This is a genomic window from Stenotrophomonas sp. P5_A9 (assembly GCF_056400525.1).
The window spans coordinates 67,453-80,998 of the sequence record NZ_JBFULC010000005.1 but is presented as its reverse complement, the minus strand read 5'-3'; the positions used below and the strand labels follow the sequence as shown (position 1 = coordinate 80,998).

The 13,546-nt window shown below is 66.9% G+C and carries 7 protein-coding genes and 1 pseudogene; all 8 read right to left on the bottom strand.

Going from position 1 to position 13,546, the window contains the following annotated elements:
- Positions 1-67: 67 nt before the first annotated feature.
- Positions 68-1,459, bottom strand: coding sequence for an aldehyde dehydrogenase family protein (locus AC1DR7_RS03060; protein ID WP_478051628.1), 1,392 nt, complete (start codon positions 1,457-1,459; stop codon positions 68-70).
- A gap of 200 nt (positions 1,460-1,659) precedes the next feature.
- A complete protein-coding gene (locus AC1DR7_RS03055) occupies positions 1,660-2,514 on the bottom strand; it encodes an aldose epimerase family protein (protein WP_478051629.1) in 855 nt (284 codons plus the stop codon).
- Positions 2,504-3,469 carry a glycoside hydrolase family 43 protein gene (locus tag AC1DR7_RS03050; RefSeq protein WP_478052721.1) on the bottom strand — a complete coding sequence of 322 codons (966 nt, stop codon included), beginning with the start codon at positions 3,467-3,469 and terminating at the stop codon, positions 2,504-2,506. The genes AC1DR7_RS03055 and AC1DR7_RS03050 overlap by 11 nt, the downstream gene beginning before the upstream one ends.
- A 24-nt stretch (positions 3,470-3,493) precedes the next feature.
- Positions 3,494-4,966, bottom strand: a pseudogene (locus AC1DR7_RS03045) (MFS transporter); the annotation flags it as partial.
- Between the two features lie 10 nt (positions 4,967-4,976).
- A complete protein-coding gene (locus tag AC1DR7_RS03040; protein WP_478052720.1) occupies positions 4,977-7,601 on the bottom strand; it encodes a glycoside hydrolase family 3 protein in 2,625 nt (874 codons plus the stop codon).
- A gap of 71 nt (positions 7,602-7,672) precedes the next feature.
- On the bottom strand, positions 7,673-9,364 hold the full coding sequence (locus AC1DR7_RS03035; RefSeq protein WP_457319102.1) for a glycoside hydrolase family 43 protein: 1,692 nt from the start codon (positions 9,362-9,364) through the stop codon (positions 7,673-7,675).
- A complete protein-coding gene (locus AC1DR7_RS03030; protein ID WP_478051918.1) occupies positions 9,364-11,349 on the bottom strand; it encodes a sialate O-acetylesterase in 1,986 nt (661 codons plus the stop codon). Before AC1DR7_RS03030 ends, AC1DR7_RS03035 begins: the two co-directional genes overlap by 1 nt.
- 23 nt (positions 11,350-11,372) lie before the next feature.
- Complete coding sequence (locus tag AC1DR7_RS03025; protein ID WP_478051920.1) at positions 11,373-13,487, bottom strand: alpha-glucuronidase family glycosyl hydrolase; 2,115 nt, start codon at positions 13,485-13,487, stop codon at positions 11,373-11,375.
- Positions 13,488-13,546 lie beyond the last annotated feature (59 nt).

The window sequence follows — 13,546 nt, the reverse complement described above, 5'->3', positions numbered from 1 at the left end:
CGGTGGGCGACGGCCATCCGTGGCCAGGCGCGCGCGCAATCTGGAGTCGCCGGGCGCCGAGGCCGGATCAACCCGACGCGGCAGCCGCAATCTTGATGGACTTGACGTTGACAAACTCCTTCAGACCCTCAGGACCGTGCTCACGACCATAGCCGGACGCCTTCACACCACCGAACGGCAGCGCCGGGGATGCGACGTCGAAGGTGTTGATGAAGACCATGCCGGTGTCGAAGTACTTGCTCGCCAGTTCCCGGGCGCGCTGCACGTCCCGGCTGAACATGCCCCCACCCAGGCCGTAGCGGCTGTCGTTGGCGATGCGCAGCGCATCCTCGTCGTCCTCGGCGCGGATGATGGCCGCCGCAGGACCGAACAGCTCATCCTCGTAGGCCACCTGCCCCGGCGCCACATCCGCCAGCACCGTGGCCGGGTAGAACCAGCCGGTTCGCTCTGGCACCTCACCGCCGACCACCAGACGTGCGCCCTGCGCGACGCTCTTGGTCACTTGTTCGTGCAGCTTGTCGCGCTGCGCCTTGGAGACCATCGGGCCGAGCTGGGTGTCCTCGGCGTTCGGGTCGCCCATCCGGATCGCCTCGAACGCCTTTGCATAGGCGCTGACGAAGGCCTCGTAGTTCTTCTTCGTCACGATAAAGCGCTTGGCGTTGACGCAGGTCTGCCCATTGTTGAACAGGCGGCCTTTGACGCAGGTCGCCACCGCCAGATCCAGGTCGGCATCGTCCAATACCAGATAAGCATCGTTGGAACCCAGCTCAAGCACCGTCTTCTTGAGCGCCGCGCCGGCCTTGGCGGCCACCGTGCGCCCTGCCGCTTCGCTCCCGGTCAGTGTCACCGCGCGCACCAGATCGTTTTCCACGATGTCGTTGGATTGGTCGTGGCTGATCAAAAGTATGCCGAACAGCCCTTTGGGCAGCCCGGCACTTTCGTAGATGTCACGCAGCAGCAACCCACTGCCGGTGCAGCTCTCGGCATGCTTGAGCAGGACGCCATTGCCGGCCATCAGGCTGGCGATGGAGTAGCGGATCGCCTGGTAGGCCGGGAAGTTCCACGGCTGGATGCCGTAAATCACGCCGATCGGCGCGTGGGTGACGATGCCTGTGGCGCCCTCCACATCGCGCTCCTCATCGGCCAGAACAACAGGCCCCTGCTTGGCGGTGTAGTCACAGATGCTGGCACACAGCTCGACTTCAGTACGGCTGTCTTCAATTAGCTTGCCGACCTCGTCGGTCATCAGCTGTGCGAACTCTTCCTTCCGCTCGCGAAGTGCCTTGGCAATGCCGGCAATCACCTTTGCTCGCTCATCCAGACTGCGGAGACGCCATTGAGTAAAGGCTTCGTGACTGGCCTTCACGACCGCCGCGGCTTCAGCGTCAGACATGTAGGAATAGGTGGCGACTACTTCTTCGGTCAGCGGATTTACCGTGGTGAGATGGCTGTTGGACATGGAAAGAGGCTCTTCACTTCAAAACGAGGTCGGTAAAGAGTCGCCGTCGTGCAGTTTTCAAGCCGTGAATTCCTGAGCGACGTGCATCACTGTGAGTTCACTGGATCTCATTCCTGCCGCTTGATTCCGATGTAATACGCATCGAGCTTACCGCCGGGTCCAGCGGTGCATATGCGCTCACCGATAGGGTGGACGGGACGCTAGCCCTGCGTAATCCCCTCGCCCTCCCATATCAGCGTGAACGTCAACTCCATCTTCTGGCCCGGCGCCAGCCGCTGCGGTGCCAAGGTAAACCCATCCGACGGACCCGTCTGAGGCTCCGCGCACGTCGCGTGCCCAGCACCGTCATACACCACCCAGTGATCCGTATCGGCCCACAGCCGCAGGCGCTGGTTGCCAGACACCAGCGTCACCTCGGCTTGATTGATGAAACAGTCATCCCAAGGTCCAGGCGCGGGGCTGACGCAAGGCAACATGGCAATGCCCTCCCCGTCCCGTGGATACATCGCACTCGGCGAGAACAGCAACTGATCCGGCCTCCGGAACCAGGGATGCCAGCCGAGCACGGCGGGCATTGCCTGGTCGCCGGCCTCAACGGCGAGGTGGAGGTCCAGGCGATCTGGACGTACGTGGATGCTCTGCGTCGCACTGCCGCCGAAGGGCCAGTACGCATCCTCGGGCAGCGCCAGCGACAGCGTCGCCGCATCCGCGCCGATGCTCTGGATGTTCCAGGGCCGTGTAAAACCTACCCCGTGGATCGCGTGCGCCCCAAAGTTCGCAGGCAGCTCAATTGCCCTGCCATCAAAGACAAAGCGTCCCTGCCGAATGCGTCCCGCCCACGGCACCATCGGGTAGCACCCCCAACCGATGGCGGCCGCGCTACCTTCGTGTTCGCCAACCAGCCACTCCACGCCGTCGTAGCGCAGATGGGCAATGCGACCACCGGCTTCCGGTGCAAGCGCGACCTCCAGCTTGCCTGCCCGCAACCAGTAAAGGTGGCCGGCAGGCAGCGGCGCCTGCGCATCGTCCCTGGGTGAAGCCGTTTCAAGCGCCATAGGGATCAATCGTCCGGATGCTGCCGTCCGCGTCCATGTGCAAGGGCGTGCACTTGACCGAGCGCAGATGGGTCACGCCGCGCGACAACAAGGCGTCATGGTAGAAGAGATACCACTGCCCCTCGAACGCGCAGATGGAGTGGTGCGTGGTCCAGCCCACAACGGGCTTCAGGATCACGCCGGCATAGGTGAACGGTCCGTACGGGCTGTCGCTGACGGCGTAGCAAAGCAGATGCGTATTGCCCGTGGAATACGACAGGTAATAGCGGCCCTGGTACTTGTGCAGCCACGGCCCCTCGAAGAACCGGCGCGCATGGTCATCGGCACGCAGCGGCTGTCCGTGCTCATCCAGGATGACGACCTCGCGCGTGGGCTCCGCCAGCCGCGTCATCCCCGCGTCCAGTCGGCCGACACGCGGTCCCAGGGCGGGCGCCTCCCCGGAAGGCTCTGCGTGCGTCGCATCAAAGCGGTTGTCACGGTACTTCTGGAGCTGGCCACCCCAGATGCCGCCGAAGTAGAGGTAATGCGTGCCGTCGTCGTCTTCGTACACGGCCGGGTCGATCGAGTATGTGCCCTCCATCGGTTCCGGCGCGGCAGTGAACGGCCCCTCGGGGCGATCCGCCACCGCTACACCGATGCGGAACCTGCCCTGCCCGTCCTTGGCCGGGAAATAGAGGTAGTAACGGCCGTCGCGATGGGCCGCATCCGGCGCCCACATCTGCTGCGCGGCCCAGGGCACGTCGCGCACATGCAGCGCCATGCCGCAATCGGTGGCCTCGCCCTCGGGCGATTCCATCCGCAGCACGTGATAGTCCTCCATGCCGAAGTGCCCGCCCTCGTCGTCGAAGGGCGCGCCGCCGTCGATATCATGCGACGGATAGATGTACAGGCGCCCCTCGAACACGTGGGCGGAGGGATCGGCCGTATAGATGTGGGTCACCAGCGGCTGGGAAATGGCCTGCGCCGCGAGCCGATCAAGGTTGCCTCCCTGCCGACGCAGATGCAGGTCATGCTCGATGCGCGTTTCCATGTCCTTGTCGATCTTGTAAAGGAAGAGCAGCGCAACAGCTATCAGGAAGGGAATGGAGCAGTAGAGGCTCACCGTCAGGCGGATACCGTCCACCACGGCCTGGGGCTGCTGTTCCGCGCCGGCCTGATAGCCGTGGTGCGCGAGAATGCCGGCGACCAGCGCACCGCCGATGCTGAGCCCGATCTTCAGCCCGCACAGCATCGCGGAGAAGATGATCGCAGTGGCGCGGCGGTGGTTCTTCCATTCGGAATAGTCGGCAACGTCGGCGATCATCGCCCACAGCAGCGGGATGGTGATGCCGTAGCAGAAGCCGTGCAGCATGAAGGCGCCAAAGGCCACGCCGACCGCCGTGGGCGGAAACAGGTAGAACACCAGCAGGAACACGGTGGATACCAGCAGCGCGCCGCCGAAGACATCACGCTTGCCGAAGCGGTCGGCCAGGCGGCGGGAGACGCCGATGCCCAGGATCATGCAGAGGATGCCGCAGGCGTTGAACAGGCTGAAGGCCGAGGTCGCCGGATCCTCCGGCCAGGTGAAGCCGGACAGGCCCCATCCGTTGAGTGTCGCGTTCAATGCCCCGATGAAGGAGTTGAAGCCGGAGGTGTCGAGGAAGCCCGCCAACGCGGCCTCGCTCATGTAGTACTGGAAGTAATAGATGTAGGTGCCACCCTTCAGGGCCAGGTTGACGAAGACCAGCACCGTGAGGGCCAGCATCACCTTCCACGGACGGTTGTGCAGCAGGTCGGACAGGTCCTGCATCACCCCGCTCGTCTGTTCCTTGGCCGGCACGATGCGCTCGCGCGTGGTGGCGAAGGTGATCAGGAAGAACAGCGTGCCCACGACCGCGAACACGGTCATCACCCGCTCGAAGCCCTGCACGCGATCCTCATCGCCCAGGATCAGCACCAACGGCAGCAACAGCACCTGGATGATGAACTGCGCGATCATCACCGCCACGAAGCGGTACGCCGACAGGCTGTTGCGCTGGGCCATGCTGCCGGTGAGGACCCCGCTGAGCGCGGAGTACGGCAGGTTGTTGGCCGCGTACACCAGCATCAGCAGCCCATAGGTCACCAGGGCGTAGATGACCTTGCCGCGTGCGCCGAGGTCCGGCGTACTGAAGGCGAGCAGCGCCAGCACCCCAAACGGGATCGCCGTCCACAGGATCCAGGGCCGGAACTTTCCCCAGCGGGTGGCGGTGCGGTCGGCGGCGATGCCGATCAGCGGGGTGAACGCGAAAGCGCCCAGCAGGCCGATCACGAAAATGATGGTCGCTGCGGTGCCGGGCGGCAAGCGATATACATCGGTATAGAAGAATGCCAGGTAGGTGATCAGCGTCTGGAAGATCAGGTTCGCCGCCAGATCGCCCAGGCTATAGCCCAGCTTCTCCCGGATCGACAGCGCATGCTCGGCGCCTTCCATGCGGCGGGCGTCAGTCACGGCTGGCCTCCACCGTGAAGCCAGCCGTGGCGCGGACATCAGCGCTGGAGCTCCCTATCCTTATCTCGTACGTCCCCGGCGGTACCGCATACGCCCCTCGCGCTTCGTCGTACTGACGCAGGGCCTGCTGCGCGTCCAGATCGAATGCCACGGTGCGCCGCTCGCCCGGCGCCAGGTGGACACGCTGGAAGCCGCGCAGCGCCTGCTGTGCATCGCCCGGTTTCGCCTCAAGCCGTCGCACATACAACTGCACCACCTCGTCACCTGCGCGCTTGCCCATGTTGGCCACGTCCACCTGCACCTTGAGGGTCGCGTTGTCGGCGATGCGGGATGCATCGAGCTTGAGCATGCCGTAGCCGAACCGGGTATAGGACAGCCCGTAGCCGAACGGATACAGCGGTGTGCCGCGGAAGTAGCGGTAGGTGCGGCCCTCCATCGTGTAGTCGTCGAAGGCCGGCATCGCCTGGTCCGCGGTGTAGAAGGTCACCGGCAGCCGGCCCGCGGGATTGGTGTCGCCGAACAGCGCTTGGCCCACGGCGGTGCCACCGCGCTGCCCCGGATACCAGCTCATCAGGATCGCGGACAGGTTCGCCTGGGCCCATTCCACCGCCAGCGCCGAACCGCCGGTCAGCACCATTACCACCGGCTTGCCCGTGGCGTGCAGCGCTTCCAGCAGGGCGCGCTGGGTGGCGGGCAGGCGCAGGTCGGTGCGGTCGCCGCCCGCGAAGCCGGGATAGTTCACCGTCATCTCTTCGCCCTCGACATCGCCGGTCAGGCCGCCGACGAAGACCACCACGTCCGCGTTGCGGGCGGCATCGACCGCCTCCTCGAACGGCGCCTTCGCGCCGGGCATGCGCCAGCCCAGTCGCACGCCTGCGTCGCGTTCGTTATCGAAGTACTCCAGCGTGAGCTCGTAGGCGCGGCCCGCCTGCAGGTCCAGGTCGACACCATCGCTGCGCAGGCGATCGCTGTTGTCCCAGTGGTCCAGCACCCGCTTTCCATCGACGTAGAGACGGAAGCCGTCATCGGCGGCCGCCTCGATCCGGTAGCGGCCCGAGACCGGCGGCAGCAGCTGGCCCCGCCAGCGGATGCTGAAGCCATCGTTGGGAATGCCCTGCCCCGGCGCCGCTTCACCGCGGGCCAGCAGGTTGTCGGTGGGTGAACCCCGGTCCCAGCGGAAACCGATCTGCGCATCGGTGCGGACCAGGGCCGGCGTCCCTGACAGATCGGGCGTGCGGAAGTACTCACCGCGCAGCCCACGTTCCGGGGAATCGGCCGACGGCCGCAGGTACGCTGCCTCGATCAGCGGTGTCGCACCGGGATCGTCGCGCCCTTCGACCAGGTCGACGCCGCGTGCGTACTGCACCTCCACCCCCTTCGCCGCGTCGCGGATCCCCTGCAGGATGGTCACCGGCGCGGCCGGCGTGCCGAAGTAGTTGCCGAGCAGGGCCATGGTGTCATCGGCGGTCGGACCGACCACGGCAATGCGCTTGAGGTTGCGTGACAACGGCAGCACGCCATCGTTCTTCAGCAGCACCAGGGAGTGCTGCGCGGCCTTCAGGGCCAGCGCGTCGTGCGCCGGGGCCTGGTTCACCGAGGCCGGTATCCGTGCCCAGCGCACGCGCTCGGGCGGATCGAACATGCCCAGCCGCATCCGCGCGGTGAACAGGCGCGTCACCGCATCGTCGATCTCCGCTTCGCTGATCAGCCCCTGGCGTACCGCGGCCGGCAGCGTGGCGTATTCCTGGCCGCACTCCAGCTCGGTGCCGTTCTTGACCGCCAGTGCCGCGGCGGCCTCGCGGCTGGGCACGATTTTGTGATGCTTCCAGATATCGACGATGGCCCAGCAGTCGGACACCACGTAGCCCTTGAAGCCCCAGTCCCGGCGCAGCACGTCGCGCAGCAGGAACGTGCTGGCGCTTGCGGACTCGCCGTACACCCGGTTGTAGGCGCCCATCACCGCGTCGACCTGGCCTTCCTTCACCAGCGCCTCGAAGGCCGGGAGGTAGGTGTCATACAGGTCGCGCTTGCTGGGCCGTGCGTCGAAGTGGTGGCGGTCCGCCTCGGGACCACTGTGTACGGCCAGGTGCTTGGCCGTTGCGTCGAGCTTGCGGTACACCGGGTCGTCGCCCTGCAGGCCGTGCACGAAGGCCACGCCCATGCGCGCGGTCAGGTACGGGTCTTCTCCGTAGGTTTCCTGGCCCCGGCCCCACCGCGGATCGCGGAAGATGTTGATGTTCGGCGACCAGTAGGTCAGGCCCTGGTAGCGGCCATGCGACCCCTCGCGTATGAACTGGTGATGCTTGGCGCGCGCCTCGTCGCTGATGGTGGTCGCAACCTGCGCCATCAACGGCACGTCGAAGGTGGCCGCCAGCCCGATTGCCTGCGGGAAGACGGTGGCCTGCCCTGCCCTCGCCACACCGTGCAGGCCTTCGTTCCACCAGTCGTAGGCCGGCACGCCCAGACGCTCGATGGCGGGCGCGGCGTTCTGCATCTGGGCGGCCTTTTCCTCCAGGGTCATCTGCCCCACCAGCGCGGCGGCGCGGGTTTCAAAGCTGGCCGAGGTGTCCAGCCAGGGCTGGGTTTCCGCCGCTTGACCGGCGGTCGCCGCTGCCATGGCAGCGCACAGCGCCAGGATGCGGACGATGGGGCCACGACGGCCACTGCAGAGGTAAGGCGCACGCGTCATCATTTGCTCCTCAAGGCGCGCTCGTCGCGCGCGAATGGTCCCAGCAGCGCGCCGACGAAGCCGCCTGCGCGATCCGTACTCAATACCGTTCCGTCCACGTCATCGGCGAGGGTCTGCCAGCCACCTCCGTCGGCCGCGTCGAATGCGAAGGCGTAGCGGCCCTCGTCACCGGCGATCTTCAAGCGCAGTGACGTGGACGCCGTCGCCTCGCGCGTGGCCAACGTTCGGGTCACACCGCTGCCATCGCGTCCTTCCAGGAAGACTGCCACGCGATCCCCTCCCAGGCTGCGTACGCCAAGGAAGTACCAGTAGTGCTCGCTCTGGAACGCGGCGAGGCCGGCTGCCACGCCTGACGCCGGGCGCGTCATCCGGGTGCTGGCCTCGAAGCGCAGATGCTGCTGGCGACGTCCGAGGAATGCCGGGTTGTGCAGCGTGTCCAGATTCTCCGCCAGCGGGTGCACGGCCAAGGTGCCCGGACGCAGGTTCAGGTCTGCCCACGCCTGTCTGGGGACCCGTACGCGCAGCCACCCCTTGCCGAGCGTCGGCGCATCGAACTCGTCGCGATCGATGAAGTTGCCGGTGGAAGGTGCCTGCGCTGCATCCCCCTTCATCCACGACGGCGCCTTGACCGCATACGGGATGGCCTGGTCGGCGGGCAGGATCACCGGCCATCCATCGCGCCAGTGCACCGGCAGCAGATACGTCTCCCGTCCCGTGTTGTAGTGGCGTTTCTGGTAATTGCGGCTGGCAAGGAACACCGCCCACCAGGAGCCGTCCGGACCTTCCACCAGATCGGCGTGCCCGGCGTTGGTGATCGGCAGCGGCCGATCGCCGGGCAGGTCGCGCTGGGTGAGAATCGGATTGCCGGCATAGGGCGCGTAAGGTCCCCACACGTCGCGACTGCGCAGGACCACTTGGGAATGCTGCGGCCCGGTGCCGCCTTCGGCATCGGACAGGTAGTACCAGCCGTCGCGTTTGTAGAGGTGCGGCCCCTCGATCCAGATCGGGTTCTTCGCCGGCTCCACGCCGCCGTCGATCAGCACCTTGCGTGGGCCCACCGGCTTGAACGCGGCCAGATCGATCTGCTGCATCCAGATCGCGCGATGCCCCTCGTAGCGCGGCCGACCGGGCGGCACATCATTGTTGAGCAGGTAAACGGTGCCGTCGTCGTTGAAGAACAGCGATGGGTCGATGCCGTCGACGCCCGGCAGCCAGTGCGGATCGGACCACGGGCCCGCAGGATCCCGCGCGGTGGCGATGAAGTTGCCGCCGCTGTCGACGGCGGTGGTCACCACATAGAACACGCCGTCGTGGTACGCGATGGCCGGTGCGAAGATGCCGCGGGACACGCTCAGGCCATCGAAGTCCAGCTGCGTCGGGCGGTCGATCACGTTGCCGATCTGCTTCCAGTGCACCAGATCCACGCTCTCGAACACCGGGATGCCCGGGAAGTAGGTGAAGCTGGAATTGACCAGGTAGAAACGGCCGTTCGCGCGGACGATGCTTGGGTCGGCGTGGAAGCCGGCGAGGATCGGGTTGCGGTAGTGACCGGCGGGTAGCGGCGCTTCGAAGGCCGTATCGTGTCCTGCATAGTCGAACCAGTCGAAGTAGACCGGTGGCGCGGGTGCGGCCCCCAGCGGCTGCACCGCAGCGGACAACAGCAGGAGCACGGTGGCAATCAGCAGACGCATCAGGGAACCTCTGCAGCGTTGAGGGAAAGCTCGAAGGGCCCGGCCGGCGCGCCGCTGCCGTCGCGCAGCGTGCAGATCGGGCCATCGGCCCAGCAGTAGCGCACGCGCAACGCGCCGCTCCGGTAGTGCCGGCCGCTGGCCGGCTCCACGCAATCCATGCAATCCAACACAACCTCAAGCCCATCCAGCACCGCCTCGGCATAGCGGCAGTGCCGTGCGTCGGCGTCACAGAGCTCGAATCCTATGGGGCCGTTCGCACCGATGGTGACCAGGCTGCCGGTGACATGCTCGAACGCGATCCGCACACCATCCCGCGTGCGCGATGCGTGGTGTGCCGTGGGGCCGGACGGCGCAACGGTCCGGTCGCCGTAGACCACATGGCGCGCCACCTGGGCCAGGCGTCGGCCGAGTTCCTGTTTGTTGGGCGGGTGGATGTCGTACGCATCGCCGATGTCGATGGCCAGGGCAAGCCCGGTGTGCCGGTCTTCCGCCGCAACGCGCCGCTGCGCCTCGCGCACCTGCGCCCAACCACTCTCCACCGGCGCCTGAGGTGGAAGGCCGTATCCGGCCAACTGCACCACCAATACCGGCAACTGTGTGCCGAACTGACTGCGCCAGTCATCGCGCAAGCTACGCAACCGTGCCGCGTAGGCGGCGCCGTCGCCCGTGTTCGATTCGCCCTGGTACCAGACAATGCCCCGCAGGCCATAGCTGCCCAGCGGCGCGATCATGCCGTTGTACAGCGTCGACATCCCCGTGGCCGCGTGCCACGGCGCCAGTGGCGGTGCCTGCGCACCGGGTGCCGCACGGTACTGCCACGCCGCATCCAGGACGATCCGCATGCCATCGTCCAGGTGGACGGCATGGACGCTCGCGGGACCCGCCAGACCACCGTCGCCGTAGGTGTCCAGCACATTGATCACCACCGTGTTGGCACCGGCCTTCAACAAACCGGGTGGCAACCGATACGACCGCGCCTCGCCTGGACCGTACTGGCTGCCCACGGCCACGCCGTTCACCCAGGTCATGTCCGTCTCATCGACCGGACCCAGCTCAAGGCGTGCCCCCTGCCCGGCCTGGGCGGCCGTCAGGGTCACGTGGGTGCGGTACCAGACCATGCCGTTGTAGTGCGAAAGCGCCGGCACGCCCCAGTGCTCCCATGCCCCGAGCATGGCCGGCGCGTCCTGCCATCCCGCGCCGTCCGCGCCGGGCTGCCAGGGGGTGTCGCCGGCGACGGCACCCGCACGCGTTGCCCACCACTGCTGCCACTGCCTGCCCCAGTGTGCGTTTGCCGCGGCGGGGTCGGTGGCATACCGCGCGAGCACCTCCAGCGCCGGTTCCATGCCGCCCTGACTGCGCAGGGCGTCGGCGCTGGTCCATGCCTCGATCCGCGAGCCGCCCCACGCCGACTGGATCAGCCCCATCGGCACGTTGACGGTCTTCTGCAGGTCACGCGCAAAGTAGAAGCAGGCAGCAGAAAAGTCGCGCACCGTATCCGGAGACGCGGGTGTCCACGACACGGGGGTCTGGAACGTAAGTTGGGGCGTGACGGCTGCCGCCTTCGGCACGGTGAGCAGCCGGATCGTCGGTTGCGCGGCCGAAGCGATCTCGCTGACCGCGTCGAGCGTGCGCCATACCGGAAGCTCCATGTTCGACTGCCCGGAACACAACCAGACATCGCCCATCTGCAGGTCACGCACCACTTGGACAGCCGGCCCCGCGCGGACGGTCAGTTGGTGAGGACCGCCAGCGGGCGTCGGCTGCAACGTGGCGCGCCAGCCTCCACTGGCGTCGGCGCGCGTGGTGACGGCCTGCCGTGCGAAGGTCACGGAAACCTTGGCGCCGGGCGTGGCGCGGCCCCAGACCGGCAAGGGTTGGTCGCGCTGCAGAACCGCGTGATCCTGGAACAGCGGATGCAGCAGCGCGGCCCCCCGTTCCTGCGCCAGCGCCAGGTTGGCGCAGCTCGCCAACCCGGCCGCCAACATCCATCCGATCCAAGCGCTCCGACTCATCGCCCATCTCCCGGTGCGGACGGAAACTGCAGGGCCTCGTACCATGCCAGCGGGTGCGGCGGCGCGACTTCGCCCGCAGGCAGCGGCCTGCCGCTCACAGATTGGAAGTACGCCACACTTGCATCACGCCACCACTGTGCTTCGCGCCGCTGGATGCGGAGAAAGGCGGCGACCTGTTCGTAGCGTTGCCGATCCACCCTGCCGCGCAGGCTCGCCCACGTCCCCTGCATGGCCTGCACCTGGTCCACGCCTTGCGAATAGCGCCCGACCAGCGCGTTCCATAGTGTCTTGCCGGAGGCCATGCGGTGATCCCACGGCACGTGGTGGAACCACAGAAGCAGCGGCTCGGGAACCCGCGCCAGGTCGCCATACAGCGCGGCCACCTCGGGTGCGTACTGGCCCACCGCGTTGCTGCCACGGGCGGTCCGGTCGAAGCCGATGCCATCGCGATCAGCGCGGTGGTAGTAGACAGACGTCCAGTCCGCGCGCGGGCCACCGTCCACCCAGGGACCGGGACCGTAGTGGTGCCCCCGTGCCATCAGGTGGTGCAGGCCCAGCGGGGTCATGTAGTTCACCGCCGCCTCGCGCGAGGCCATCATCATCTCGACAATGGGCGCCACCACCGCAGGATCCGGCGCGAAGGTCATGGCCGCCCAGTCCGTCGCGATGTCGCGGGCGGACTGATCCGGATTCCAGGCGAGACGACCGAAGGCGTACCAGTTGGCCTGATCGAAGTGCGACCCGCTCCAGGTCCGGTCGTTGCCGAGGTTGGCGACGCCGGCAATGCCGGTCAGCGACCTTGCCACCGTGGAGCCCTCGCCGCGGGCGTGGGTGTCGGACTGCAGCGCCTCCTCGTACAACGGCCCCAGGTACACCAGATGGGTGGCAAAGCCGAGATACTCCTTGGTGATCTGGACTTCCATCATCAACGGCGTGCGCGGCATGGCCCCGAACAGCGGATGGAACGGCTCGCGCGGCTGGAAATCGATGGGACCGTTCTTCACCTGCACGATCACGTTCGGGCGGAAATCACCGTCCAGGCCGGCAAACTCGGTGTAGGCCTGCGTGGCGCGGTCCTCGGGCACCTCATGCGCGTAGACGAAGGCGCGCCACATGACCACGCCGCCATGGGGTGCCAGCGCGTCAGCCAGCAGATTGGCGCCGTCCGCATGCGAACGGCCATAGTCCTGCGGTCCGGGCTGTCCTTCCGAATTGGCCTTGACCAGGAAGCCACCGAAATCGGGAATGCGCGCGTAGATCTCGTCAGCCTTGTCGCGCCACCAACGTTGCACGTCCGGGTCGAGCGGATCGGCTGTCTTCAGCCCGCCCAGCTCGATGGGCGCGCTGAAGCGCGCGCTCAGGTATACGCGGATGCCGTACGGCCGGAACACGTCTGCCAGCGCGGCGGCTTTGGCGAGATACGCCGGCGCAAGGCTCTGTGCGCTCGCGTTTACATTGTTCAGCACGGTGCCGTTGATGCCGAGCGAGGCGTTGGCACGCGCATAGTCGGTATAGCGCGGGTCGCGCCACTCCGGCAGCGTCTGCCAATCCCAGAGTGAGCGGCCGGCATAGCCGCGTTCGACATGACCATCGAGGTTGTCCCAATGGTTGAGTAAGCGCAGCCGCAGACGGGGGGATTCGCGCACCTCAAGCGCGTCCGGCAACGCGCCCGTCTGCAGCAGTCGCAGCAGATGAAACACGCCGTACAGGACACCGATATCGCGGCGTGCGGCCACCAGCAGCACGTCGCGCCCGTCAATGCGCGCGCGCCGGAGCAGGTAGCCTTCATCGCCGAGCGATTCAATCTCTTCGCGGAATGGCGCGATCAGTGTCGACGACTGCGGTGTACCGAGCACCAGCGAAGCGTTGGTTGCAGCCACACCCTGCATCCGGGGAGCGTTGCCCGTAAGACCCCGCAGACCACGCCCCAGCTCCTCGCGCGCGGCACGCTGCGTGGGCGTTCTGTCAGGGGCCACCACCTCTGCCAAGCGCATGCGGGCGTCGGCCGCGCGCGCGGGTTCGACGGGGGCGTAGCGCAGCCAGAGCGCGTACCCATCCTCTGCGCGCACGTTGCCCACGCAGGCAAACAGCGCCACTGCTGCGCCGAGCATCCAATGACACCGCGCGACACTTGAACGCAGCCGCAGCGTGGACGGCAAACCTTGTAAGC